Consider the following 26686-nt stretch of genomic DNA (forward strand, 5'->3'; position numbering starts at 1 on the left):
TTACGAGCGCTGCCCGATCGTGCAAGTATGCACTCATGTTACAGGCGTACTGCCTTAAGGAGAAATCATGACCGAATCGACCCCTCAATCCATCCTCGTCCTTGGCGCCGGTGAACTTGGCCTCCCTGTCTTGCGCAATCTAGCACGGGTAGCCAAGCGCGTACCCGGCTCCCGGATCAGCGTCCTGCTCAGGGAATCGACCATAAATACCCAGGTACCGGAGAAAAAGATTGAGATTGACGAGCTTCGGGGGCTGGGCATCCAGATGGTCGCTGCAGACCTGGTGAGCGACTCGATCGATCAGTTGGCTGAGGTGTTCGCCCAGTTCGATACCGTCATTGGTTGCGCCGGCATGGTCGCGGGCCGTGAAACCCCGATGAAGTTGGCCACTGCCGCGCTCAAGTCAGGCGTGAAGCGCTACTTCCCGTGGCAGTTCGGCGTGGACTTCGAAGTGATCGGGCGTGGAAGCCCTCAGGATTTGTTCGATGCTCAACTCGATGTACGCGAATTGCTTCGTGCACAGGACAAAACCGAATGGGTCATCATCTCAACGGGTATGTTCACCAGTTTCCTGTTCGAGCCCGTGTTTGAGGTGGTCGATTTTGAAAACGACACCGTTAACGCGCTCGGTAGCCTCGATACCAGTGTAACGCTGACGACGCCAGACGACATCGGCGCTCTCACGGCCGAAATCGTCTTCTTTGAACCCCGATTCCGCAATGAAATCGTCTACCTCTCCGGCGACACGGTGTCGTATGGGCAGGTAGCGAGCATCCTCGAACGTGTTCTGCGGCGTCCATTCACGACCAACGTCTGGACCGTTCCGTATCTTATGGAGGAGTTGGAAAAAGATCCTGCTCACCACATCAAAAAATACCGAGCCGTATTCGCGCAGGGCAGGGGTGTATCATGGCCTAAGGCTGCGACCTTCAACGCGCAGCAGGCGATTCCGGTCACGACCGCCGAGGAGTGGGCTCGGAACCACCTCGTAAGCAAGTGAGCGTACTGGTCGCTCACCGACGCTACTAAGCGTTTCAGCCATCTGTGGCTGCGGTAAACCGAAGCTGAAAGTAAGATACGACAAACCGTCGTGAACTTTTTAGTACGAGATTTCAGTGTCCTCTACTTGTCGGTGGCGGAGACTCTTTTGCTGCGAGTTAGTACTCCTACGCTTCCGCCACTATTTCTCATTAAAGCCCTGATTTTTCAGGGCTTTTTTGTGCCTGTGCGGTTTTAGTCCCCCATCTGGTCCCCCATTTTTAGGTTGGCTTCCGCTGGCTCATTGCGGACTATGATGGACGTGCTGTTTTCATGGGGCCTAATGAGTCACGTTAGGAAGGGGGCGATTTTACCAAGGCAGCTTAGGTGTGCTTGGCTCTTGCCGGCAGCTATTGACCCGGTGCCTGAATATTAGGGCCGCTTCGCGCCCCATCGCCGACACGCGCGGCTCTCACAGGTGGTGGCGTTGGTCTGGAGTTGGTGAGATTCCGGTGGGAACCGGTTTGCCGCGATGAGGCCTGAACTGGTGAATTCAAAGCCTTGGGTCGATGCCTATCATCACTCCGTCGCTATCGCTCTAAAATGGCTTGACAGAGCAGATTGGGTAGATCATGAAGCGAACCTTGAAAGGCCTGGCCAGAGCTGGCGAGCCGCTACTGCGCGAAGCCCTTGATGCGATAAGGGCGCATCAGGCCGCACAAGACAGCGGGGCATCTCCAGAGACAATCGAGCGGCTTAGAGTGTTGGCCGACTCCCTTTATCACGCAGTAGTGGATTTCCAGTTGCTTCAAGCCGGCAGTCTGTCTGAATCAATTCACTGATATCGAGGCACTGATGCCCAAACAGTCCAAGATTTTGCCGCCCGACCACCCAGCCTACACCGAGGCAATTGAGGCAATGCGCCGGTACCACGAAGCTCAGGATACCGGCGCGCCTGCTATAGAGGTGGAAAGATTATGCCTGATAGCTGAGTCTCTGTTCCAAGCTGTAAGCGACTATCAAATGAGAGCCTTTGGCCAAGGAGGCGGAACTACTCACTGATTGGCAGTTGCGCGGAAGATGGTACGTCCTGTGAGTGACTGCTAACGACCCAGGCTGTGTGAAAACGCCAGTAAGTACGTCGAGTAGCGAAAGAAGCTGGGTCCCCCTGTGAATTCGGCAGATCTAAGTGCAGATCTACCTCAGTCGGGCACCAGGCGCGACCTGTGCTATCTCGGCCGCGGCAGCGGCCCAGATAGCCGTATACGGACGCATAGAACGCGTGGACTCATGTCCTGATCGCCTCAATCAGCCCAGCGATGCCGAAGATGCTCATCATTCGTTTGAGATTGTAAGCAAGCACGTGAAGGCTCATCTCGGTGCTTACCCTCGGTAGGGTTTTGGTCAGGAAGTGAGTGCTTCCCATCCAGTATTTGAGCGTTCCGAAGGGGTGCTCCACCGTTTGCCGGCGTACCTTCATCTTTCCTGGGTCATGCTCCAATCGGATCTGAACGGCCTCAACTACCGTTTCATGCTCCCAGCGCTTCAACCGGCGTTCCTTACCCGTCGTACACTGCTTATGCATGGCGCAACTTTGGCAGCCAGAGAACCAGTAGGAGTGCAGCAACATGCCGTCTTCCACCGAAGAATGCCTGCGGGTCAGTAGTTGATCCGCAGGGCATCGGTATTCATCCGATGCAGCGATGTAGATGAAGTCCTGCTTGCCGAATCTGCCTTCCGCTTTGCTGCTTGATGTCATCGGCTTCGGGACAAAAGTGGTGATCCCGGCCTGCTCGCAAGCAAGGATCTCCGGACCTTTGTAATAGCCTCGGTCGGCGACCACTGTCAGCGCCTCGGCACCGATTTCTTCTCGTGCCTGGTTAGCCATATTGCTCAGTTGCCCGCGATCATTACCAACGTTGGTCACCTCATGGGCAATGATCAGATGGTGCTTGTCGTCGACTGCTGTTTGTACGTTGTACCCAACTGTGCCGGAGCCTCGGCCGCTAGTGGCCATTGAGCGGGCATCTGGATCGGTAAGAGAGATTTACTGATCGGGACTGGCGTGAAGCTGCGCCTCAATGTCCTTGAGTTTTTGCATCTGCTGTTTCAGCTTTTCGACTTTGTCTTTCAATCGCTCAGTCTTGGCCTCGGCCACTTCCGGCGCTGCCTGATCGGCTGAATCCATTGCCGCTAGATAGCGGTCAATGCTCTGCTCGATCTGCTGCATGCGCGCCTTCACCTTGCCTTGAGTGAAATTTCGGTCGCGGTTGTTCACGGCTTTGAATTTGCTGCCATCGATGGCGATGATCGATTGGGAGAAGAGATTGAGGCTGCGGCAAAGCACTACGAATTGCCGGCAGACGCTGCGAATAGCTTTGCCGTTGTCTCGCCGAAAGTCGGCAATCGTTTTGAAGTCGGGAGCCAACCGGCCCGTTAGCCACATCAGCTCGACATTGCGCTCTGCCTCGCGCTCAAGCCGGCGGCTGGACTGAATCCGGTTGAGGTAGCCATAGATGTAGATTTTCAGCAGGACTGCTGGATGGTAGGCCGGGCGCCCCGTTGCAGCCGGATCGACACCCTCGAAGCCGAGTGCTCCGAGGTCGAGTTCATCGACGAAAACGTCGACCACCCGAACTGGATTTTCTTCGGTGATGTAATCGTCCAGGCACTCCGGCAGCAACGTGACTTGCGTCCGAGATTCACCTTTAATGAATCGCTTCATGATCGTCCCCGCCACGATCTCGACGATCAGAAGGTTAGACAATCACGTGCGTTTTCACACAGCCTGGACCCAGAGCTGCCTTTGAATGCAGCAGCAATCCTGTGGCAGCGGTGATATCACCGAGGACCTATTCGCCGTCATTCAACCTCTGGGGTAAGCTTCGCAATAGACTTCAGTGACCAAGGGTGATAAACGGCGATGGGCTTGTTCGATCGATTGTTCGGCGGTCGTTTCACACAACCTCCACCCGATGAACCACGGATGAGCGACGCCGCGATAATGCGAGAGCTTTATCCGCTGCGTGCACAGTTGAAAGTATTTACCCAAGTTTTGTTGGCGCGCCTACCTGAAAAAGAACGCATGCGTCTCGTCAGAAGGGTATTGCGCTATTACAACCAGGGAGAGGATCCAGCCACCGCGCTCGTCAGCGGTCTTTTGGACGCAGAGAAAGGCCAGTCACTCAGTCATCTGATTCTCATGGCCGTGGATGTGCGTGGCTTCGATGATTTCGAGTACCTGGCACCGAAGCTGGTTGAAGCCAGCGGTATTGACCAGGTCTATGCCTGCAAGCATGAAGGGACACAATCACTGATGCAGGTTCTAATCGATTTCGATCGATGGCTGATCGGGTTCGGAAAGCGCTTTCTGCATGTGGATACAGGCGGCGCCGATTACGTGGGTTGCATAATTGAACATGATGGCGTTGAAAACCTAATTGCGCTGGCCAAGGAGGCTGGCATCAACGCACGGCTCGATCCCTTTTGAGGCACTTTGGCAGGCTGCTTTTGAACCCTGGCAAGTGCTGAAATTAACTTACTTCGCGGGTGCACCACGTACTCTGAGGGAGCAGGTTCATCGAGGCGTCGAACCGCCGCGAAGCAGGCGCCGCGTTAGATGGCACCGCCTGTGCGGGTGTTCGCGGGTAAACCTGTTCCTACAAAGTTTCCTATCGGGGCCTACGGCAGCTTCGCGTCGAAAGCGGCCGTTCTCGACAGACCGCTTTCGACCCATTGCGGACCTTCGCCTGAGACCGCTTCATCAGAAGCTGAGGAAGGACTGGCCTGAAAAAATCTGCTTCGATGAGCTATGCAGCTGGTTAGGGAGAGGCCATCCCTTACCGCAAACGTCTGACCGGCTAGCCGTCCGTATCTGGTAGCTCGCACAGCATCAGGACTGCACGGACTTTGAGCAGCTCCTCGGCGTGATCGCTCAGGAAGGCACGTAACCGGTCCTCGGTATCCAGCAACTCCAGGCATTGGGGATGACGCATCCCGCCAATCTCAGGGTGATAATGCGAAAGACGCTGACCAGGCAAATAGCCTGCTGTCACAGTGCGTAGAATCACCTGCTCGATTTTCGCCGCAGTGGCCACCCTCAACAGGTGTTGGGCGAGGGTAGGGGCACTGAATCGGTGCCAGAACTTGGTCACACGAGTACGGCTCGCACTTGGAAAATACAGCTGCAACAGGGTTGGGCGATTAGGTTCTGAGTCACTCATTTCTGCTTGTCCTCGACGATCGGTTTTGCTGTGCTCGCGGTGTTGCGCTGTGCGTGAAAAGTCTTGATCTCCGAAAGGCGGATATCAGCGGGCAGGACGCCACGATGCTTGCCATGACCCACGCGCTGGGCGTGATAGATCCCGGTATGACCCGACACCAAATAGCTGGCGATACAGGCAATCGCGGCAAGTGGGGCGATATCGGGGCCGAACAACTCCATGGCCATGACAATGGTCGCCAGCGGGGTGTTGGCGGCGCCGGCAAAGACCGCCACGAAGCCGATACCAGCAAGCATCGAGAACGGCAGGTGCAGCAGCGGCGCAAGGGCATTGCCCAGCGTCGCGCCGATGTAGAACAGCGGTGTGACCTCGCCACCTTTGAAACCCGTACCGAGCGAGGCAACGGTAAACGCAAGTTTGCCAAGCCAGTCCCAAGGGGCCACGGGGGCTGCAAAGGACTGAACGATGCTCGGGATGCCCAGGCCGATGTACTGATAGGCTTCCAGTGCCCACACCGCCGTGGCTACCACGATCCCTCCGAATACAGGACGCAAGGGCGAGTAGGGAATCAGCTTCTTTATCCACGCCCCAAGGGTATGGGTGGCGGTGGCAAACAGCAGCCCCGCGAGCCCGAACACGATGCCGGCGGCGACCACTGCCATCACTGTCCAGAACTGCACGGGCGCGATTTCGCCGATGACGTAGTGAGTGTGTGCAACGCCCCAGAGCAGCCCGACCTGATCAGCGACGATGGCGGCGACCATGCACGGGAACAGCGCGTCGTAACGCATGCGGCCAATGGCGAGCACTTCAAGGCCGAACAATGCTCCGGCCAGCGGCGTGCCGAAAACCGAAGCGAAGCCTGCGCTGATGCCTGCCATGAGCATGATTCGGCGATCTTCGCGGCGCAGGCGGAACAGGTGAGTAATCTGATCAGCCAGCGTACCGCCCATTTGCACGGCGGTGCCTTCGCGTCCGACCGATGCGCCAAACAGATGCGAGATCAGCGTACCCGCAAGCACCAGCGGTACCATGCGCAACGGCACGGTTTTCTTCGGATCGTGAACTTCGTCGATCAACAGGTTGTTGCCCGCGTCTACCGGCTTGCCGATGAGGTGGTAAACCAGCCCCACCGCAAAGCCTGCAAGGGGTAGCAGCCAGATGGCCCAGCGGTGGCTTTCGCGCCATTGGGTCGCGTGATCGAGGGAGAACAGAAACAGCGCGGATGCCGATCCCGCCAGGAGCGCCACGGCACTGGCAAGCACCAGCCATTTCCCGATATAGGGAAGCAGGTCGAGTTGTTCAGGTTTTCTAAGTTTTGACATGAGGTCGGCCACACAAGGGAAAGTGAGCCTGACCAAAAAAGGGGGGATTCTGCGCGCGAACGCCTACAGACCTGTCTTGATCAGGTGTCTGTAGGCATCATCAGCTGCTATAGGCGCAGCGGTTGGTAGGTGGAGGAATGCCATCTCCAGCGCCCGATCATATCGGCCTCTCCATGAGATGTAAAATTTTGTTACGAGCTAGAGGGCCGCTATGGGTCGGTTAGCGACGGTCTGCCCTCGACCGTCGCTTTAGATGGTCAGACCTCCGTCTGCTCTGCCATCTCCAAGGCATCGTCGACCTCAATCCCCAGATATCTGACGGTGCTTTCAAGCTTCGTATGGCCAAGCAAGAGTTGGACTGCCCTCAGATTCTTGGTTTTACGATAGATCAATGAGGCCTTCGTTCGCCGCAGAGTGTGGGTGCCGTACAGCGCTGGATCAAGGCCAATGGATGTCACCCAGTCTTTCACTATTCGAGCGTATTGCCTGGTGGAGAGATGATCTGAACCGTGTAGCCGACCCGGAAACAGACAGTCCTCGCTACGGAGGTGAGCCTGATGCATCCAGGCTTCCAAAGCCATACGGGTTTGCTCGGTGATCTCAAATTGCACTGGATGTTGAGTTTTCTGCTGCATCACGATCGCTCGCGATGACACGTGCTCCCCATGAGCAATGTCGCGTACGCGAAGCTTGGTTAAGTCGCAGGCTCGCAGCTTGCTGTCGATTGCCAAGTTGAACAACGCCAGATCCCGAGATTTCTCCGCGATCTGGAGCCTTACCCGGATGGCCCAGATATCTCTGAGTCGGAGCGGGGATTTCTGCCCGACTAGCTTTCCCTTGTTCCATGGGCGATGGGTGTAGATAGCAGCGGTTTTCATGGGTTGTCCTCCGCGTTAGGGGAGAACAAGAATGAACTCGATCCGGTGGACGGTCGCTAACCGACCCATTGCGGACACTTCCTACGTTGTTTGGCTAGAGAGCGAAGCGTCAAGGGACTGAACAATGAAACGCCGCAGACCGTCAACCGCATTCGATCCCTGTGACGCCTTGCTTCGGTAGACAGCAACGTTCATGGGTTCGAGCGGCCCCAGCCCATGCACGGCACCTAGTATCTGGAGATGCGTGGGAACGCTGCACCGCGTGAGAACAGCCACTGCCAAACCGCTTTCAACCGCCACGATCTGCCCAGCCAGGCTGGAGCTGTTTAGACCACCTTGTAATCGCGTCCTTGCCTGGCCAGGGCGCTGAATGCACCGAGGCGAGCCAAGCTTCCCGCTTCGTAAACGGCGATAGGCAGCGGATCTCGTGTCCAGAGTTCGAACTGGGGCGACCCCACCCAGACCATGGGTTCCCGGAAAAGCACCGAACCTCGACGAGGGCTATCGCTGGAGACCAGGGCAAGGTCGAGCTCACCACTGTCTACCCGAGGTATCAGGGTTGTGGATTGCTCGCACGTCAGTTCGATTTCCACCCCCTCATGCCTGGGAGCGAAGCGCTTGAGTATCGGCGTGAGGTAATGCGCTGCATAGTCTTCTGCCACGCCAAGCCGGACCCGTCCAGTAAGCAGTTCACCGCGAAACGCCGCCTGAGTTTGAGCGTGCAATGCAAGCAAGCGCCGCGCATAGCCCAGCAGCATCTGGCCATCCTCGGTCAACTCGAGATTGCGTGGACCCCGCTTGAGCACCTCTCGGCCAAGTGCAGCTTCCAGTTTCTTGAGTTGCATGCTCACTGCGGATTGGGACCGATGCACTTCGACCGCCGCGCTCGACAGTGAGCCGGTATCGACGGCGGCGACAAAGCATTTCAGCCAGTCTATCTGCAAATCGCGAAGTGACATGGTGCTCTCTTGCTGATTTCGATAATCGAATACCTAGATGCCATATTATTCGCTTTTCGTCCAATATGAGCAGGCCTGATGATGCCCGGAATCTGAAATCCTGGAGACATCATGCAGCTCGATACCTGGTTGCTTTATCTGATTACGTGCTGCGGTATTGCAGTGGTCCCCGGACCGAATGCACTACTGGTCCTTACCCATGGCGCCTTACACGGAAGAAGCAAGACGCTCTTCACAATCAGCGGGGGCGTGATCGGCTTCGTCGGAATGATCGCGCTCTGCGTGCTTGGCCTGGGCGCACTGCTTCAGGCTTCGATGCTGTGGCTGACGGTGTTGAAGATCGTCGGCGGGCTCTACCTGATTTGGCTAGGGGTCAATGTGTGGCGATCAGAACCGATTACGCTGGCCAATAAGGATAACTCTAGCTCTGGCAGCTGGTCGCTTTTCTATCAAGGGCTGCTCAGCGCGGCTTCCAACCCCAAGGCACTGCTGTTGTTCACGGCATTTATTACACCCTTCATTGATCCTCGAGGAGATCTCGTGGCCCAAGCTGCGATTCTGTCCGTGACATATGCCGTGGTGGAGTTTGGAGTCGAACTAGGCGTGGCAAGTGCTGCGCACAAAGTGAAGCCTTGGCTGGCTCGAACGGGGCGTCGATTCAACCAGATCTGCGGAGGGTTCTTCGTGATCTTCGGTGTGTTGATCCCCGCGCATTAGCAATGATCATGTGACTGCATTGGGTCGATAGCAGCCGGTCACGACGGACCGCTACCGACCCATATGGCTTTTGCATGGGGTGCAAGGGGTCGAGTGTTCGAATCACTCCGTCCCGACCAAATAACTCCAAAGAATCCAGTCACTTAACGGTGACTGGATTTTTTTATGGGACACTGTTTTTCGTCGTCCGTCTTTTTACCCCACTTTTTACCCCACCGAATGAGTGGCAGCAAACGCCATCCAGCATGCAATTGGAATCCAGAGTGGCATGATCAGGCCGTCAGCACTGTGCGCCTCTGAGAATGCGGTTGCTGGAGTGATCTCTCACCAGCGGGTGGCTGGGCTCAACGTTTTACGGTAGTTTGTGATGGCATGAAGCCACACCAACAGCAGGAAGCACCTCGACGACACGGGCGATCGCTCTGCGGTCGTTACTGTTCCTGCGCATTCTTTTGTGACAGGAACGACCATGTCAGGCGGCGAAACCGAAAAAATTGCGAGGCTGGCGGAGCTCGTATCCAACGAGATCTTCAGCTTCTTCCGATGGAAGAAAGAGGGGCCTGCGAACCTTAATTTCGCTTGCGTGAAGAAGGATACACACGCCCCCCTGAAAAAATCTGAGCACACGCACCCGACTGATGTGGTGTTCAAATACGCAGACCCTTACCTGAACAAGGCCGTCTTCCTTCATACCGATTTGAAGAGCTACGCGGTGGGCTCCATCACGCTGGACTCGATCAAGAAGGCTTTGAAATCCCTGGGAAAGACCATCGACTGTGCCCGCGCCTCGCCGGAGTGGCAGACGCGTTACCACCTGAACAAGCGTGAGAAGTATGAAGTGCGCGGCATGCTGTTCGTATACAACCACGACGACGAGTATGACAAGGATTTCTACGATCACTTCAAAGACTACAAGGGCGAGAACCTCCACATCAAGGATTCTCAGCAGGTTCATATCGTCGAACCTTCACTGATCAATTACCTGAAGACCCTTCAGGTCGATGTGAACGCCCTGAGGGCGGCAGGAACATTTCCGAAGGATAACTACACCTTCTATTACCCCGACCTTGTCCTGCACAAGGCCAGTGGTGAGTACTGGGAGCGTGCGGCCACAGCAGAGCTCATTGCATCGCCCTACATGATCATCCACCACAAGGAGGTGATCTCGTACTGTGAGAAAGCCGAGGCGCTGGCCGAGACGTATAGCGAAGGCTACCTGATCTATTATCGCCGCGATGGCAGTACCGAGATCGAGTTCAGATACCTTTTTGATGCCCTGTCCAGGTTTCAGATCCTAAACGCAAACAAGGACTTGAAGATCCGGATCAGAGTTGCCAATCGCTATCATCACAGCAGCATCCTCAGCAACTTCAACGCTGCTATTAACAGCTACGTGACTGAGTGGGGCGAAGACGAGAATCGCAAGCGGAAACTGCAGGCGATCGACTTGGACATCGTGAATCACGCGATTCCGAACTATAAGCCCGAAGCGATCGGCTGGGAGCGTGACTGATATGAGAATGGGTAGCCTATACTTCGCGTCCGACAAAGCGATCTTTGACGCGCTCACGCAGCGAAGCCTGACGAGCGCTGAGCTCAGGAAGGTCTTCCTGTCCAGAGGCATCGTGATCTCCAACGAGTCGGACAAAAAATTCCTGGCCAATCGGTTCAGTGCCCTGTTCCATGATTACTACGACTACCGGAACCTGTCGCTCCTGGTGGGTGGCCGTGACAGTCGGGAGAAAACCACGAATGTGGTCGTCACTACAGCGGTTACGAAAGAGCAGCTGACCGATGCGCTCACCTCCGTCAAGGAGTGGCTGATGGATGATCAGCATGAGCAAGCGGAAGTGGCGATTCATGGAGATCAGCTCAAGCTAACCGTCAAATATCAGAAGCTTGATCTGAGCCAGGCGGAGTTCCGCCAAGTCGTCGAGAAGACCGCGGAGGTCATCCTTGAGAAGCAGGGCAGCGGCTGGAAAATCACTGGCCCCATGAACGATAAATTCAAGGACATCATCGGTCAGTTGTATTTCCAGATCGAGATTGTCACTGAGCAAGACGTGGCGACCCGAACCATCTCCCTGGAGGCAATTTCGGATGCTGGCATCAGGACCAATTTCCTACGCAGCCTGATCCGCAACCTCAAGGATATGGAGGTGGTGGATGTCGTCGACGTGTCTACGTTCAACCCTAAAGATCGAGAGGATGATAACCTGGATCTCAGTGACGAAGCCCTGGTGATTGAGGATTCGATCCAGATTGAGTCTGACGACGAAGAGGACGGGGAGGAGGGCGACCCCGAAGCCGAGCTGGCCAGGCCGCAGACTGAAGCCAGTGTCCACAAGATCATCCGTATCGACAAGGCATCTCTGAAAGGCGTAACCGTCCGGGCAACACACCTTCCTGACACCGTCGCTTGAGGCGATGGTGTCCACCTAAATTTAAGTGGACACCATATTTAGCCTTTTTTAAGCGGACGCCCATGCCACAAGAACGCCGTTCCTATTCCAAATCCTTCAAGGCCCAGGTCATTGCCGAATGTGCGCAGCCTGACACCTCGATTGCCAATGTCGCATTGACCCACAACCTCAATGCCAACCTCGTCCATAAATGGATTCGCGTGCATGCGCAGAGAAATTTGGCACTGCAAGCTGCCTTCATTCCGGTCAAGGCAGCGCCGCCGATAGCGACGCATCAAGCTCTTCCCGCGACGATCCGAATCGAAGTGCCTCATTCAAAAGGCATAGTCGTTGTGAGTTGGCCGGCAGAAAATGCAGCGGCGTGTTCTGCTTTCCTGCGAGATCTACTGCGATGATCCGCATCGATTCGATCTGGCTCGCCACCGAGCCCATGGACATGCGCGCCGGCACTGAAACCGCGCTGGCGCGAGTTGTCGCGGTGTTCGGTGCGGCGAAGCCACACTGTGCTTATCTGTTCGCCAACCGCCGCGCCAATCGAATGAAAGTTCTAGTGCATGACGGCGTGGGGATTTGGCTTGCCGCCCGGCGCTTGAATCAAGGACGCTTCTTTTGGCCTGGCGTGCGGCACGGCTCTGAAGTCGCGTTGGATGCAGAGCAACTTCAAGCCTTAGTGCTCGGTTTACCTTGGCAACGCGTCGGTTCCGGAGGAGCCTTCACGGTGCTCTAACTCGCCTGCCGTGGCGCGCTTGCCAACGCAATTGGCCCATCAGTCTATCGCCGCCACTAGCCCTCTCTGGCAAAGTCGGCGGCATGACTTCGCATCCGAATCTCGATCAATTAAACCCTGAAGAACTGCGTGCCTTGGCGGCGCAGTTGATCCAGCGCGTCGAGACGATGGACAAGCAAATCACTCATCACAAGTCGGTCAACGAGACACTGGCCCACGAGATCGCGCTGCTCAAACGCTTCAAGTTTGCCAAGCGCAGCGAGCAGTTGAGCCCGGATCAGGCCAGCCTGCTCGACGACTTGATCGACACCGATATCGCCGCTATCGAAGCCGAACTTGAGGCGCTGCAACCGGCAGCTGTCGATGCAAAAGTGCGCCAGCAACCCAAGCGCGTGCCGCTGCCACCGCAGTTTCCTCGCACACTGATCCATCACGAACCAGACAACAGCCACTGCCATTGTGGCTGCGCCCTCAAGCGCATCGGCGAAGATGCCAGTGAAAAGCTCGACTACACGCCCGGCGTGTTCACCGTCGAGCGCCACATCCGTGGCAAGTGGGTCTGCGAACAGTGCGAAACGTTGATACAGGCGCCGGTACCGGCGCACGTCATCGACAAAGGCATTCCGACAGCGGGCCTGCTGGCCCACATCATGGTGGCCAAGTTCGCCGACCATCTGCCGCTATATCGCCAAGAGAAAATCTTCGGTCGCGCCGGGCTGCCCATCGCCCGTTCGACCTTGGCGCAGTGGATGGGCAACTGCGGCGTGCAATTACAGCCGCTGGTTGATGCGCTGCGCGAAGCCGTGCTGACGCACGGCGTCGTCCACGCTGACGAAACGCCGGTACAAATGCTGACGCCTGGCGCGAAGAAAACTCATCGCGCTTACGTCTGGGCCTATGCCACCAGCCAGTTCTCCGATCTGGCTGCGGTCGTTTATGACTTCAGTCCGAGCCGGGCTGGCGAACATGCCCGAGCCTTCCTTGGCCACTGGAACGGCAAGCTGGTCTGCGACGACTTCGCTGGCTACAAGGCAGGCTTTGAACTGGGCGTCACGGAGATCGGCTGCATGGCCCATGCACGCCGCAAGTTCTTCGACTTGCACGCGACCAACAAAAGCCAGATCGCCGAAAAAGCGCTGCACTACATCGCGGCCCTGTACGAAGTTGAGCGAGAAGTCCGCGAGCTGGAACCGGGTGTCCGGCAGCGAATACGGCAGGAAAAAGCAGCGCCGATTATCGACGCACTTCATACTTGGATGATCGCCCAGAGGCAGTTTGTGCCTGAGGGATCGGCCATCGCTAAGGCGTTGGATTACAGCCTCAAACGCTGGATAGCGCTGACGCGCTATCTGGATGACGGTGCTGTGCCCATTGACAATAACTGGTGCGAGAATCAAATCCGACCGTGGGCTCTTGGACGCTCGAACTGGCTGTTCGCGGGTTCGTTACGCAGCGGAAAACGGGCAGCGGCGATCATGAGTTTGATCCAATCGGCACGACTCAACGGGCATGATCCCTATGCTTATCTTAAAGACGTGTTGAATCGACTGCCGACCCAAAAAGCGCATGAGGTGAAGAATTTGCTACCGCATCGATGGCAAGCCCTGTAATCATGGGACGTTTTTGAAGATTTGAAATTGCTCCGCCTCGTCGACCCACAATTTCAGTTTCCTAAGGCTAGTCGCGTTCCTCTATGGTTTATGCATCCTTCCTTTTGATCGCATTGCTCTACGCCAGCGTCGGCCAGGCGGGGGCTTCAGGTTATATAGCAGTCATGGCGCTGCTTGAGTTTGCCCCGGAAAGCATTAAACCAACTGCATTAGTTCTGAACGCATTGGTTTCTCTACTGGTTACTTGGCGCTTTATGCGCTCAGGCCGAGTGGATTGGAAGTTACTTTGGCCCTTTGCTTTAGCAGCGGTGCCCATGGCACTGCTAGGCGGTGCTCTGACTCTGCCAGTGCTTTGGTTTGACTGGCTACTAGGATCGCTCTTAGTGGTCGCCGGAATACCCTTCTTTCTGAAAAAGCCTAATGAAGAAAGCATTAAGCCGCCCAGAGTTGCGGCGGCCTTACTCGTTGGTAGCGTAATAGGAGTTCTATCTGGATTAACCGGAGTGGGAGGTGGCGTTCTGATTACGCCCCTGCTGATCTATTGCAGATGGGCTAGCGTGAAAACGGCAGCGGCAATTTCTGCTCCGTTCATTCTTCTCAACTCTCTAGCTGCTCTGGCAGGACATTGGGGCAGCACCAGTCAACTCCCCGAGAACGTCTGGGTGTTAGCGATGATCGCACTCTTGGGAGCGTTGATCGGTTCCCACCTCGGAACCAAGTTCCTACCGACAAATGCGGTGCAGAAGATACTTGGAGCGATTCTTCTGATGTCAGGGCTCAAACTGCTGCTCGGGTAAGCATTTAGAAATTACGACACGGATGAAAAATCAGCCATGACGCCCCCTCCGACCCGATCCCGTCGTCAACTTGGTTTAACCAGACGCTTACTGAAAGGCAAGGGTGTCTTGGAGTCGAAGCAGTTGATGGAGCTTGAGGGCCACGGTTTTTATCTGTGGAAGATTCGGTGGACTGCTCGTGAGAAGCTTGTAGGGTCAGAGATCGTCCAGTTCGAGGCTCAGTTTGGTAACCAGGCCAAGTACTGCGATTTCTCCTACATCGTGAAAGGAGTCTACAACTACAACAACGGGAAATACGCCAAGAACCTGGTGCGCGCCGAGCAGGTGGTTGAGCAGAAGCTCAAGATCCGCTTGGAGGAAGCGGCGCAAAAGACACTGGATGATATCGAAAGGAGTTTGTTGGCATGAAGTCAAAGCGGCTGAAACTATGGGTTCTGACCGCTCGCATTGACTTTCAGACCCTCGTGCATGGGCTTCGACAGCAGCCGTTCAACGACCAGAATCGGCTCGGTGTCGAGATTCTTGAGACTCTGGATGGCAAGGCAACCTTTCGGTATCACGAGCAGCGGGATATCACGCAGTCGTTCACGAACCCTCTAGGCGAAACGGTCGAATCGAGTTACTCCACATTCATCAGCTTCGACATGGTGTTCGAATCGCTAGGGACGGATCGTTTTTCGATCTGCATGAGTTCGCCTCCCAAGGATGTGAAGCCGTTCGTGGAGCTCATCCGGGCGGCAACTGCGACAAACTTCGCCCTAGAGATCGTGAAGCCAGACATCTCGACGGTCTACCAGCAGCTTAAGGCAGACAAGCGTTTCACGAGGGTGATGGCCAAGCGCATCGTATCTGGAGCGGTTACTTTTGATATTGAAAGCAGCTATCGGGTGGATATCGCCTCTACCGGGAATGCGATGACGAAACTGCTGGAAATTACGGGTGGGCGCGCGGCGCCGATTGATAAGATCAAAATTGTCTACGTCTACAACTCAAGGCAAGTTCAAATTGAGCTCTCGCGTTCAGGTTCCGTCGCAGTGTCCTGGGATGATGAGGAGCATATACACCTGTTGACAGCGCTCTTGATCCGGTAGATTGGCAGTGTTCTTGAGAGGTTGATCGAAACTGTTCCAGGGTTAATTTGGCCGGTTCGTTGCTTGGGGCGCTCATAGAACCTATCGCGGTCGATTAAGTCTCTGGCCGCCAGAGGCGACCTCTACTCCTCCGGCTGGGAGGGCGCTCTGACTTGATGGAGTGATGACCTGTACAGCCGTGCTCGAGCGTACTGTGCGAAGTCAGGCTATTTACAGGATTTCGCCGGTACCGCTAGAAATCTTTGGTTTTCCCTCGAGGTAGCTTGTACCTGATGCAGAACCCTGATGAGGCATAACTCACATGTAACCGGGTAAGGAGCGGAAGGTGGGCCCGGTAAGAAAACTGAGGCCAAAACTCCCTGTTCAGCACATACTTGTACACGTGGAGGATCGTGTTGTTCCGTAGATGGAACAGGTGTGCCGACGAAGGCAAAGGTGAAGCGGCCAAGAAAGATAGGCCGCTAATACCCCAAGGCTAGTAAATCATCCCCTAGCCTTTGCCGTCTCTCTCAAGCGCTTGTCCAGTGATCCTCTCCACGTTGACAGTTTTTCAATATCTTGCTCAAGCTCATCGGGCTCTGGCATAGGAAGTCTCCCGACCGGTGTTGCCGCGTCGTGTTCAAACTTTGAGCTTTTGGACATCCCGGACTCGACTTCCCGGTAATCGTCATCTGTCACGACTACAGATTTGAGGCGCTGCGTCGATACACCCTCACCAAACCGTTGTACCGCACCGTTTAGCAGCACTTCTTCGATACACCGTTCCCAAGCAAGGCGCAGCCGGCCGTAGCACGCCGACGTTAAACGTCGATGCTCATCCTCTTCGCCAGCTTTCAGTGCCTGGCGTATTGCTACTAATTCCTGCCGCAGTCGCCCCAAACGATCCTTCGTTCCCAGGACGTCAAAAGGCAGGTCCTGCGAATGAACACCGTAACCCTGCGCTGTCCGGCGGATGTAGTTCTTGGTTAAGGCACCACCCAGCTCCTCGAGCTTCTGCTCCAAAATGCAGAGGAAATAAATGTCGTGAGTGAATACGATCACCTGCCTGTGGAGCGACTCACGTGCCAAACGTTCCGCCACCTCCCAGCGACGGCGGTGATCCAGTGATGAAACAGGGTCGTCCAGCACAATCCCTCCACGGCCCTTGCCAAGCTTAATCTCGGCGAGGAAGGAGGCGATCGCGATTGCGCGTTGCTCCCCCTCGCTGAGAATGGCAGAAGGAGCGCCCCCTCCGGGCAGTTGCAAAACTAGTTTGAATTGAGTTTTGCCACCAGGAGATTCTGGTTTCATCACCACCTGCAACTGATGTACCTTGAGATACTGGAGTTCTTGGTTCAGTGCGTCCGCCAACTCCTGGCTTGCCGTCGTTCGCGATAGCTCTGTCGACTTTCTGGATATGCCCCGTGTTTCCATGCTGTCAACGCATGCCTGAAGTTTGCCGCAGAGCTCGTGCTTCGAAATTGCTTCGAGTACCGCGGCTTTGATTTCACCCAGGCGCAAGCGCGCATCCAGCTCCCGCTTCTCCGCCGTCATTTCCCCCCGCACTTTTTGATCAGCAGTTGCTTCCAGCGCTTTGGCTTGATCCAGTAAGCCCTCAATGACGTGCGCCAAGCCTGGTTGTGGATCAGCCGGGAGCGCGGGGACCTGATCCCACTGAGCTTCAGATGCTGCTGCCTGCATCACCCAATGTCGGCGGCTGGTGAGGCACTCCTGCATGGACGAGCACGCCACAGCAAGCGCCGGATCAATCTCCGTCGTTTCTTCGACCAAACCATCACGAAACATCATATCCAAAGAGCCTTTCTGAATTTCCCGGTAAGCCGTCGCGGCGGTTTCTCGGCTCTCTTTGGCGGTTTTCTCCGCTGCTTGCTGGATGAAGGTTTCGAATTGAATCAGTCGTGCAGCACCGTTCGGCCCAAGGCTGTTTTGACAGAGCGGGCAGTTTGTATCTGCCGGAAGGGCGGGAAATACATGTTCTGGATGGCTCACCACGGCAAACAGCCGGGCTGCTTCAAACAGCGCCTTCCACTCATCACCGCCGGTACCCGCAAGTTGACCAGGCGACTGTTTGAACTCAGTTGCAGCCAATTCTGCGGCGGCCTTTGCGCTGTTCGACTTATCAATGAGCTCCCTTAGTCGAGCGACCTTATCATCATTGATCAGAGCCACTGCTGCACCGATGCGGTCCTTCAATCCCGAGAGACGCAACGCCTTCTGGCGCAACGCCTGAGCCTTCTGCTTCGGATCTGCTTCGGCCAGGGTTTTAGTCAGTAAGGCTTGCCGATCAAGCTCCGCCTGGCTGAGGGTGGCCAAGAGTTCGATATCCCCGGGTCTGGTCTTGGCGGGGATGCCGGACAATGCTGCGCCCACAGCTGTCTGCTCTTTCGCGAGCATGCTGTACGCCGCGTCACTGGGTGCATTTGCTGCTTTCTCTTGCGTGGCCCGCTGTTTAAGCTTACCGCAGGCGCCCGCCAACCCTTCCAGGATGTCCAGGCCGTAAGGGGCGTAGGCAAAATCGCCATGGTTGTCGATGTATGCGCGAGCGCAATGGGTGTCGAAAATGGCAATTTCCGAGAGTGGTTCAGGGGCACCTGAACCGTATTGCCAATGAAGGTCTGTGGGCACGCCGTCGATGACTGCCGAGAAGACGGCTTGAGCAACACCGGTTTGCTTTGCATCTAGGTGCGCGTTCGGCAGTATCGGTTCACGTCTATCGCGAGCACGACAGGCATGCTTGAAGACCCTGGAGTAACCCGACTTACCCGCACCGTTTTCCCCGTAGATTACGGTCAGTCCGGTCAAAGCGATCGGCACGCCACCGCCATTTGCCAAGGCATTGACATGGTTCAGATCTTTGACTGCAGCCAGCTGAACAACACGAGCAGGATCAGCCGGAGGGGCAATCTGAGTGTCCTCGAGCTTGCTCGGCTTTCGGCCATTGAGGTCCGGAATACCAACCTCGGCCTTGGCCAGTGCGTAGAGGTCCTCCAAATCCGCAGCACCGAGCGAGCGGTCTTGGTAGAGGCGTGCAATCGCATCTTGTTGCCAAGCAGGTAATCCTTTAGACCACTCATGAATTTCTTGAATAATAGACACCTGTCCTCCCTGGCGTATTTTTTACGCACACCTGTTGGTTTTCAGTGATATGGCAATTTGCCCTCAACTATGTGTAGCAGGGAAAGGAGAACTTGAAAGGGCGGGGCGAAAACTGGCCAATAGCGAACAATGTGCTCGCCAGCTTGGCAATCGCTATTGGGCGACTATGTCACACAGCAAGTGCAGGTTTCACGCGGTAATCGTCCGTCACCAACGAGCAGTGACCGAGGGCCGGCTACAGCGCCTCTTGCTCGACCGTGAAGCCACAAGTCAGTAACGCTCTGCTCACTTCGTGCCAGCCAGCCTGTTCAGCAAAACGGGTCATGCGTTGTAAAGTCCGTTCGGAGGCTGGTTTTCTGAGGGCTATCGGCACGTCATCAGGGTGCATGGCATGTGGCTGCAGGCAATGGCCTGTGACTGTCGCTGTTTCAGCGAGCTTGGCGGCAATGCGAAATCCGCCTTCGTCGACATCACCCCAATGATGGACGGGTGATTCGCGTTCAATGCTGGATAGGATGCGTTGATACATTGCCCGCCATGCTGGAGACGGCATGCCTGCGGTGTAGATCAGCAGTTTTGGTTGATCGGCTTGGCGTTTGGCCTCGCTGTGAAACGTCGTCAGGTTCTCGATGGACAGGACACCTTCCACTGCTCCCGATATTCTGAGGATGGCGCTGGCAGGCAGACCCGTATAGGGGGCGTCGAGAACAGCACTGACACGGTCTCTGACGACCGTCACATTGCCAGCCAAGAGTACCGGCTGTTCCTCTTTAAACAGCCCGAGCTCCTGCCAAACCTCGGAAGGCTTCCTCGCCGAAACCTCCAGCGAACCCTGAAGCAGGATATCCAGCGGAACAGTCAGCTGCTCAATCCGCTTGCTGTTGCGAAGCAGCCGTGCGCTGACTTCACGCACTGAAGACAAGGTCATGTCCTGGGCTCGAGAGCATTGCTCTACGACTGTGATGGCTTCCACCCAGTCTGCAGCGTCGGCCGGCCCCATTCCTCGAACACTGACCATCCGTGCCCACCTGTCGACAACCAGCTGAAGGACATCATGCTGCGTCAGATAGGGCTCCAAGAGGGACTTGGCTGCGCCCAGAACATCTGCATGGGTGGGTTGCTTGAGAAAGCGGGCGAGGGCGGTTGTGTCAATCAAGTTGATTCGTTCAACCAGGCCATCTTCAGGATTCAGCTTGTCGCGCACCAAACTGATGGCGCCGGCATCTCGGGCAGCGAGCATCACTTCTTCGCATCTTTGCTTGTCATGCCAATTTCTTATAGCGCTGTACGTTTTGAGTTGTGCGGTGGTCAGCGCTGGCGCGCGTTTACGCACGCCAGCGGTGGCTTGGTTGCCCGCCTTCAAGAGCTTGTACAGCAATTTGTTGGTGATCTCTTCCGGAGTCATTGGGGCGCACCGCTGATCCGGGCGGGCACCGGGGCGGCTTGTGCGCGCATCGAAGCGATTTCTTCGTCGACCAACTCAGGGTGAAATTCCCAAAGATCTTCTCGGAACTGTTCACGCATTGCTTCCGTCACTTCGACGCGGTCAATCTGAACGGCATGGCGGACAGGGTCTTTTTGTATTTCGAAGTAGCTGTCGAGGAAAGCATTGAGGATACCGAGGTTTTCTCCTGGACTGGCGAGCAGTACTTGTAGGCCGAGCTCCTGCAGGTATTTCATTGTCGCCACAATGTTCGAGGTGTCCATCTTGTCGAAGGCTTCGTCCAGCATGATCAATCTCAGGCCGTCGTTCGCCCCATGATCCATGCGATAGGCGGACCACAGTCCTGCACCGGCAATGACGTACAGCGGGGCGCGATGCTCTCCTCCAGAGCCGGGACCGACTCGCCTACTCAGGTGGCCGATGGTTTTAGATGTCATACCGTCTGCGGCCACCTGCTCAATGCGCACGTCGAACTCGTAGAACTCGCGGTAATCATCCAGCGGACTCTTGCCGCCCGCATTGCCAACAGCAGCCTTGTCGCGCAGTAGTTCCTCGAACTGCGGAGGAATATGGCCGGCTTCGCCGAACAGCCCGCCATCGACGCCAAAGTCGGCGACTTGTTTGATGAAGTCGAGCAAGGGCTTGAGGTGGGGGCGAACCTTGTACATGAACTGATAGCGCTCGCCGTTGGTGAACGGTGGCGTACTGCGTAACGCTGCGTTGAGGCGCTCGAAGGTTTGACGAAGGAATTCAAGGTTGGTGTTCAAAGCGATTGCCACATCACGACGGAAAGTTTCCTGCGAGGCTTTGTAGGCGGCTTCTGCGTGAGCCTTGTGCTCCGGCAGCTCGGTGTCTTCCAGTTTTTGCACGTGCTGGTCGATCCAGGCTTTGGCAACACGCCAATCGTCGAGTGCGCCATCAGGGACAACTTCATGATGGTCTTGCAGGTAAATCCCCAGTTTGTTGTATGCCAGGCCGGCCTGCTTCTGTCCGGCGTTCTCAGCGCTGGCGCATTCTTCCCTACAGTGACTGGCCATAGAGCCTGGTTCATCAAAGCGTTCGAGAAGCTTGTCCCAAGCGCTTGCGACAAAGGTGGTATCGTAGTCCGGGTGTTGTCGGCATTGCTCCTTGAACTGAATGCATTGCTCAAGTCGTAAGGTGCTGCTTCCATAAGCAGCTTCAAGCGCTTGGAGGCCCGACTCGCTCTTCACTGCTGCTTCCAGTGCCTGTTTGGCATCTGATTTCAGCCGGGCCAACGTTACCTGGTGCGAGTGTATGCCGCCGCAGATAGCGAGATACTCTGCGTCAGTAATATTGGCGACACGCTGATCAGCCAACTCACATTGCCGGACAGCTTCGGCGTGGGTAGTTGTCAAACCGAGGATCAACCGGCTGACCATGGAGCTGGCGAAGTCTTCGCTGCTGCCCAGCGCTTGGTTGATCACCATGATCCTATCCTCCGACTGCCGAAGGATTAGCGCAGCTTGCCCCAGTTCGGCCCGAAGGCGCTCTGCCTGACCTTGAGTGCCGGAGCCGATGCGCAGGTTCTGCTCATCAAGTCTAAGGCGCTCAAAGTCCCGTGGACTGACATACATACCATCCATGGTCAGCGTCCGCTCACCTTTGAGCGCTTCGTTAGTTTCATCTACGCGTTTCAGATTGCCCAACTGGCTTCGGAGATAGGCCACCGCAACTGGGTTAGTGCCTTCAATCAGCTCTGCGACTAGTCCGCTCTGGTGCATCGAGGGCATTTTGACCTGATTGCTGCGCACAATCTTCACCCCATAGATCGCTCGGCGGCCTTTCAATTCTCGGTAGATCTCGAATGCCCTCTGCTCCTGCTCCTGCGGCAGTAAAAGCGCTTCGATGTTCTTGCCCAAATAGGCCTCGATTGCAGGTTGCCAGCGTGGGTCTTTGACTTTCACCAGGTCGCACACCGGGATGGCGTTTACTCCATCATCGAGCAGCTCCCTCAACAGGGTTTGTGCTCCGAGACTCAGCGGCGCTTTACCTTGCTTGGCTCGCTCCAGAGCATCTGCAATCGTCCGCATCTGTTCGCGGGCTTCGTTGGCCTGGTTCTGCTGTGTCAGCAGTGCTGCCTGCAAGGTGGAGCGGATCTCGCTACCTGCCGCGGCCATTTCCTGCAACGACTGCTGCAGCACCTCCGTCACCGCCAACTCGGGCGAAGCGACCAGGGGCCGAATACCGGCTGCTAAACTCAGCAGCAGTTCCCGATGATCTACTAGGTACGGCAATTGCGCGGTGTCATTCAGCGCGGTACACACCTTCCTAAGTTCGCCTTGAAGCGCCTTGGCACTATTGCTCAACTGGGTTTGCGCATTTTCCTGGTTCAGTTGTGCATCAGCATTTTCCTGATGCGCAGTGTGAAGCTGCTGCCGGGTTGTCAGGTGTCTGAGCTCTGCCTCGGTGGTGTTCTGGTTTTGTTCCAGTCGCTCGCAGGTGGTCCTGAGTTGCCTGGCGGTCTGTTTAGCTGTTTGCCACTGTTCATGACTGGCTTCACAAGCCAGCTGGGCTTCTTCTTCGGTGGCAATCGCCGCCAGGCCACGCCATGAAGCAGCTTGGCGTAATCGGCGTTGTGCTTTGTGATAGATGTCGGCCACCTGTTTACCGTCGGCGATCTTCTTTTCGACGGTCTCGATGAGCTGGTTGAGATGCTTGAAGGTATCGACGATGGCTTTGAACTTCTTGACGTTGGTAGGACGGCTCTCCAGCACGTCGCTACGAACGATCTGATCTACCGATTTATCGAACTTCATGCGCAGAGCAAAGCGGAAGGCGCGGATGAAGGCGTCATAGGACGGCTGACCGTTCTTGCCTCGTAAAGCAAAAAGGATCTGCTTGGTAAAACTGCTGGGGTCCTCGAACAGCGGGTTCTCTCCCGAGATTTTCGCGCGCGCCATGAGGCGACTACGAAAACTATTCCAAGGCAGCGGCGCAGTTCCGCCGTCAATTGCTTGTAGATGGTCAGCCATGGCCAGCTCAACGCCGTTGATGACGTAACGGCCTTGGACTCTGGCGTCCTCGCTATCGAGGGAGGCCTCTATGCAAATACCAGCGGTAGTGGGTTCGCCAGTCTCGAGGTTTCTCCAAGTCAAAGTAATGTAGGTGGTCGCATTCGGGCGAACGCTTTCGACGATGTCATCGCCGTACTGGCCAAGGCAGTAGGAGCGCAGTGTACGTGTTTGCTTGACACCCGAAGAGTCAGCTTGAGCGTTAAAGGCCATCAGGTTTTTGTTGGCACCGAACATAGCGATCTGCACGGCGTCCAGGGCTGAGCTTTTACCGCTGCCATTGGGGCCAAAGATGCCACTGGTCTCGCCCAGGCGAAACTCTTCGCTCTCGTACAGCAGGAATTGGATCAACTTGATGCTTTCAAGGCGCTTCATTGACACTCCTCATCGACTTGGTCTGAGTAGCTGTCATCAGTAGATGAGGCAGTGGCGCTTGCAGACGCCCCCCAGAGCGCGAGCTGTTGTAACGCTGACTCTCCCAGAATGACGCGAATGGCTGGGCGAATCGCGATGCCGCCATCCTCTGAGTCGATGCGAAGACCGGCCAACTGGCTGTCTGCTGCCTCCAGTCGCCGAACGATACCCCAACGGCGTGTGGTTCGGATGAGGGCTTCAAGCTCACCTTTGGGCGGAAGCTCGCGGCCGGTCATCAATCGATATTTTTCCTGAAGCTCGATGAAGTCGCAGATGATCTCTCCGCTTTCATCCGCGACCTCACCAGCTCGCATGCCTTCTTCATAGAGCCCACGCAACACCAGAGCAAACAAGGTCTGTGGCACTGTTGCCGAAGTCGGGCTGGGGTGCTGGGGTAACGCGTAAGCAAACATCAGTTGGCGATCTACGCCGACGGTGATTCCCAGTGGCGCCAGGGCCTTGCTGATATGCCGCTCGTACTGTTCAATGATTCCGAATGCCTTTCGACTCTTTAGATCTGCGTGATACATCACCTGCTCGGCCACCAGCCGGTAGGCTGCTGCGGCAAAGTCTTCCGCTTCGTAGTAGCCGTTCGAATTGCTTGCCAAGTCCTGCCAATAGCTACTCATGAGTCTTGCCTCTTCTTGACCAGGCTGGGTTTGCGCAAGCGGATTTCAAATGACCGGGCGAGCAGGAAAGGGTGCTCAATGGAGCCGTCTTCCTCATACACCACGTCGAGGCCGGGAATCTGTCGGCGAGCCTGCATGATGGATGAGGCGATACCTGACTTCAGTGCTGTAGCTAGACTGTTGAAGCTCTGGTAAGCGCGCAATTCTTCAATGCTAGTCACGGGTAGATCATTGCTGGTGACCTTGTCTTCAGCACCAAGGGCTGATTTTGCATAATCCCGCAGCTTTACTGGCGTAATGCGTCTACGCTCCTGGGCGCGCCGTACCAGATTGCCAATCGCGCGAGTATGTTCTGAGAGCACTGCCTGTCGGAGCGCTGACGGCGGCTGGCGCTGAGTTTCCTTGCGCGGCTGCGCCAATCGGGAGGCGGAGATCAGTGTGTCGGGGGCAAACACTGCTGGCCAAGTTTCCAGGGGGCCTTCGAAGCCACCGTCTAAACCGCTGGCAAGCAAACCGTCGATGGCGTGACGCAGCAAATCGTCGATCGGGCGAATTGACTGCAGGCGATATTGCAGAACGATCAAAGCGCGCTTATTGGCAGTCCTGATTTCATCGTCCAGCCGTTCCAGATATTCCTCGACCCGATCCAGGTCCTCCAGACGTCGCACGTCACGCTCGAAAGCAGCCTCAGCTTTAGCTTCATCGCCGTTGGCGAGACGCTTGGTGTACCACTCCAAGAGTCGCGAGCGGTGGTGCGGCTTCGACGCTAGTTCTTCCACTGACTGCAAAATTTGCGGGCGTTTGGACAGAGGGTGTTCCTGGGTGCGTAATTCCTTGTAGTCGCCAATGAACATATTGACCACGTAGCCCTGAAAGAACTGCCGAGCATAGTCAGCGGTGGTCTCTTGAGTAGCAATTGATGCCATCAGGTCTCTGACGTTGGTGCCAGTGGTGCGGATGTAATTCAGCAGATTTCGGCATTGCTCAGCAGCTTCATGAAACAGGTCGCCAGCGCCATTTTCTCGCAGAACGTTCGTAATCAATGCGTCAATGGCGCTAATCTTCCCAGAGACAAATACGGGATCTTTCTCGGCATAATCGATGAGCAGACTGAGCATCTGATTGACGGCGGGCGCCATCGATACAGTTTGTGTCAGACCATACTTCTCGGTTCGCAACCAGCCAGCTTGCAACAGTCGGCGAAAATAGTTGGAGGCTCGTTGCTCCAGGCTTAGATTAGGCTCTTCCTCATCTTCTGGTTGCCATTTCGGAGCAAAGCGGATGTGATCCTCAATCTCTTGGAGGAGTTCGCGCTGCACAAAACCATGGCTAGGTGGAAGCGGCGCATCGGGTCCAAAGCGGCGGCGGTAGAGGTGGCAGAGTAGTGCCCAGAAATGATGTCGATTGGGTGAGGCCAGTGGACTGAAGAGCCGGTCTGGTATTTTTTCGAATAGCTTTAACCCACCATCATCTAAACCGTGAACAGCCATGGTCGCAACTCCTCCATGTTCTCCACCGCTAGCTGGTACTCGGGGGGCAACTGCTTGGCAGGATCAGTGGCCGCCCGTAGATCTTGAATGAAATACGTCGCCATCGCGGCGCGACAGCGCTCAACTCGAGCGGCGGCATTCGCGAAGTATTCGAAGCGAATCATGTCCTGCTGATCCTGATCCATTGCTGGATGAGCAATCAGGCGGATTTCGAGAATCGTGTGCCAGGCAATATCTTCATCGGCCAACCGCGCACTGGGTGCGCTGAGCAGGGTGGGCGAATCGATCCGACCCAGGGCGAAATCGCGGAAATCTTGCCTGCTTGAACAGAAGGCGCGGACATGCCAACGGCGGCCAGCACGTACGACGCTGTGGGGTGAAATCACGCGTGAGTGCGGTCGTGGATTGTTCATGGACCGGTAATTGATCTGCAGTTGCCTGGACAACTCAATGGACTCGGTGATTTGAGCAAAAATACGAGCCGTGGGTACAGAAAGATCAGGAAACGCGTTCCACAGAGCTCGCTCGCTGACCGTTTCGCCTTTCGCGTGAGGGATGCCTACAAGCGACAGATATTGGCTCAGTGTCGCCGCTGAATCGAAACTACTGCGGTAAAGGGCTGGTGTGGCTCGATAGCCGCGTGAGATCGCATCCCACTCCACCCAATCAGGGTGTGCTTGATGAAACTCACTGATCAACTGGCTAACCCGGGTAACCTTCATGCCGAGCAGTTCACGCACTCGGGCATTGCCAAGGCGACCTCCCCAAAGCAGCAAAGTCTTGAGCAGCTCAGAGCGAGCGCGTGGTTCTTTGATCATGGGGGACGCCCCTTCCAAGAAGAGTGGGTCATGGC

Annotated in this window: 21 protein-coding genes, 1 tRNA gene, 2 pseudogenes and 1 riboswitch; of the genes and pseudogenes, 13 read left to right on the forward strand and 11 right to left on the reverse strand. The window is 56.0% G+C overall.

Features of this window, described 5'->3' with window-relative positions; genetic code table 11:
- The first annotated feature begins 67 nt into the window (after window positions 1-67).
- Window positions 68-1000 carry an aromatic alcohol reductase gene (locus ACPFMA_RS12355; RefSeq protein ID WP_425930321.1) on the forward strand — a complete coding sequence of 311 codons (933 nt, stop codon included), beginning with the start codon at window positions 68-70 and terminating at the stop codon, window positions 998-1000.
- An 833-nt stretch (window positions 1001-1833) separates the two neighbouring features.
- On the forward strand, window positions 1834-2040 hold the full coding sequence (locus tag ACPFMA_RS12360) for a hypothetical protein (RefSeq protein ID WP_425930322.1): 207 nt from the start codon (window positions 1834-1836) through the stop codon (window positions 2038-2040).
- Between the two features lie 226 nt (window positions 2041-2266).
- Here ACPFMA_RS12360 and ACPFMA_RS12365 read toward each other — a convergent pair.
- Window positions 2267-3703 (reverse strand): annotated as a pseudogene (locus ACPFMA_RS12365) (IS1182 family transposase).
- A 261-nt stretch (window positions 3704-3964) separates the two neighbouring features.
- Between ACPFMA_RS12365 and ACPFMA_RS12370 the strand changes: the two are divergent.
- Window positions 3965-4468 (forward strand): DUF6630 family protein, encoded by a 504-nt coding sequence (locus ACPFMA_RS12370; RefSeq protein ID WP_371915767.1) that lies wholly within the window; start codon window positions 3965-3967, stop codon window positions 4466-4468.
- 370 nt (window positions 4469-4838) lie between these two features.
- Here the strand turns inward: ACPFMA_RS12370 and ACPFMA_RS12375 are convergent, their stop codons facing one another.
- The 4 genes and pseudogenes from ACPFMA_RS12375 to ACPFMA_RS12390 form a co-directional block, all read right to left on the reverse strand.
- Window positions 4839-5201 (reverse strand): hypothetical protein, encoded by a 363-nt coding sequence (locus ACPFMA_RS12375; RefSeq protein WP_425930323.1) that lies wholly within the window; start codon window positions 5199-5201, stop codon window positions 4839-4841.
- Complete coding sequence (locus ACPFMA_RS12380) at window positions 5198-6526, reverse strand: voltage-gated chloride channel family protein (RefSeq protein ID WP_425930324.1); 1329 nt, start codon at window positions 6524-6526, stop codon at window positions 5198-5200. Before ACPFMA_RS12380 ends, ACPFMA_RS12375 begins: the two co-directional genes overlap by 4 nt.
- Before the next feature lie 84 nt (window positions 6527-6610).
- Window positions 6611-6683, reverse strand: a riboswitch (Fluoride riboswitch).
- 100 nt (window positions 6684-6783) lie between these two features.
- Window positions 6784-7404, reverse strand: a complete 621-nt coding sequence (locus ACPFMA_RS12385; RefSeq protein WP_425930325.1) for a tyrosine-type recombinase/integrase — start codon at window positions 7402-7404, stop codon at window positions 6784-6786.
- Between the two features lie 81 nt (window positions 7405-7485).
- Window positions 7486-8363 (reverse strand): annotated as a pseudogene (locus ACPFMA_RS12390) (LysR family transcriptional regulator).
- 111 nt (window positions 8364-8474) lie between these two features.
- Between ACPFMA_RS12390 and ACPFMA_RS12395 the strand changes: the two are divergent.
- From ACPFMA_RS12395 to ACPFMA_RS12440, 10 genes are all read left to right on the forward strand, one after another.
- On the forward strand, window positions 8475-9080 hold the full coding sequence (locus ACPFMA_RS12395; protein ID WP_425930326.1) for a LysE family translocator: 606 nt from the start codon (window positions 8475-8477) through the stop codon (window positions 9078-9080).
- 20 nt (window positions 9081-9100) lie between these two features.
- Window positions 9101-9199, forward strand: a tRNA-Pro gene (locus ACPFMA_RS12400).
- Between the two features lie 350 nt (window positions 9200-9549).
- The gene (locus ACPFMA_RS12405) at window positions 9550-10593 is read left to right on the forward strand and encodes a hypothetical protein (RefSeq protein WP_425930327.1); all 1044 of its coding nucleotides are present in this window, start codon (window positions 9550-9552) and stop codon (window positions 10591-10593) included.
- A gap of 7 nt (window positions 10594-10600) precedes the next feature.
- Window positions 10601-11503, forward strand: coding sequence for a hypothetical protein (locus ACPFMA_RS12410; RefSeq protein ID WP_425930328.1), 903 nt, complete (start codon window positions 10601-10603; stop codon window positions 11501-11503).
- A gap of 62 nt (window positions 11504-11565) precedes the next feature.
- Complete coding sequence (gene tnpA, locus ACPFMA_RS12415; RefSeq protein WP_425930329.1) at window positions 11566-11898, forward strand: IS66-like element accessory protein TnpA; 333 nt, start codon at window positions 11566-11568, stop codon at window positions 11896-11898.
- Entirely contained in the window at window positions 11895-12230 is a 336-nt protein-coding gene (gene tnpB, locus ACPFMA_RS12420) for an IS66 family insertion sequence element accessory protein TnpB (RefSeq protein WP_425930330.1), read from the forward strand. Before tnpA ends, tnpB begins: the two co-directional genes overlap by 4 nt.
- Before the next feature lie 83 nt (window positions 12231-12313).
- Window positions 12314-13840, forward strand: coding sequence for an IS66 family transposase (gene tnpC / locus ACPFMA_RS12425; protein ID WP_425930331.1), 1527 nt, complete (start codon window positions 12314-12316; stop codon window positions 13838-13840).
- An 83-nt stretch (window positions 13841-13923) separates the two neighbouring features.
- Entirely contained in the window at window positions 13924-14637 is a 714-nt protein-coding gene (locus ACPFMA_RS12430) for a sulfite exporter TauE/SafE family protein (protein ID WP_425930332.1), read from the forward strand.
- A gap of 36 nt (window positions 14638-14673) precedes the next feature.
- On the forward strand, window positions 14674-15045 hold the full coding sequence (locus ACPFMA_RS12435; protein WP_425930333.1) for a hypothetical protein: 372 nt from the start codon (window positions 14674-14676) through the stop codon (window positions 15043-15045).
- Window positions 15042-15728 carry a hypothetical protein gene (locus ACPFMA_RS12440; RefSeq protein ID WP_425930334.1) on the forward strand — a complete coding sequence of 229 codons (687 nt, stop codon included), beginning with the start codon at window positions 15042-15044 and terminating at the stop codon, window positions 15726-15728. The genes ACPFMA_RS12435 and ACPFMA_RS12440 overlap by 4 nt, the downstream gene beginning before the upstream one ends.
- Window positions 15729-16211: 483 nt before the next feature.
- On the opposite strand, the gene ACPFMA_RS12445 is transcribed toward ACPFMA_RS12440, so the two are convergent.
- From ACPFMA_RS12445 to ACPFMA_RS12470, 6 genes are all read right to left on the reverse strand, one after another.
- Window positions 16212-18824, reverse strand: coding sequence for an AAA family ATPase (locus tag ACPFMA_RS12445; RefSeq protein WP_425930335.1), 2613 nt, complete (start codon window positions 18822-18824; stop codon window positions 16212-16214).
- Between the two features lie 235 nt (window positions 18825-19059).
- Window positions 19060-20229 carry a Wadjet anti-phage system protein JetD domain-containing protein gene (locus ACPFMA_RS12450; RefSeq protein WP_425930336.1) on the reverse strand — a complete coding sequence of 390 codons (1170 nt, stop codon included), beginning with the start codon at window positions 20227-20229 and terminating at the stop codon, window positions 19060-19062.
- Complete coding sequence (locus ACPFMA_RS12455) at window positions 20226-23675, reverse strand: SbcC/MukB-like Walker B domain-containing protein (protein ID WP_425930337.1); 3450 nt, start codon at window positions 23673-23675, stop codon at window positions 20226-20228. The genes ACPFMA_RS12450 and ACPFMA_RS12455 overlap by 4 nt, the downstream gene beginning before the upstream one ends.
- On the reverse strand, window positions 23672-24343 hold the full coding sequence (locus ACPFMA_RS12460) for a DUF4194 domain-containing protein (protein ID WP_425930338.1): 672 nt from the start codon (window positions 24341-24343) through the stop codon (window positions 23672-23674). The genes ACPFMA_RS12455 and ACPFMA_RS12460 overlap by 4 nt, the downstream gene beginning before the upstream one ends.
- Window positions 24340-25833 carry a Wadjet anti-phage system protein JetA family protein gene (locus tag ACPFMA_RS12465; protein WP_425930339.1) on the reverse strand — a complete coding sequence of 498 codons (1494 nt, stop codon included), beginning with the start codon at window positions 25831-25833 and terminating at the stop codon, window positions 24340-24342. The genes ACPFMA_RS12460 and ACPFMA_RS12465 overlap by 4 nt, the downstream gene beginning before the upstream one ends.
- The gene (locus ACPFMA_RS12470) at window positions 25815-26651 is read right to left on the reverse strand and encodes a WYL domain-containing protein (protein WP_425930340.1); all 837 of its coding nucleotides are present in this window, start codon (window positions 26649-26651) and stop codon (window positions 25815-25817) included. The genes ACPFMA_RS12465 and ACPFMA_RS12470 overlap by 19 nt, the downstream gene beginning before the upstream one ends.
- Window positions 26652-26686 lie beyond the last annotated feature (35 nt).

The sequence above is a fragment of the Pseudomonas sp. NyZ201 genome (assembly GCF_049860765.1).
Taxonomy (GTDB): domain Bacteria; phylum Pseudomonadota; class Gammaproteobacteria; order Pseudomonadales; family Pseudomonadaceae; genus Aquipseudomonas; species Aquipseudomonas bharatica.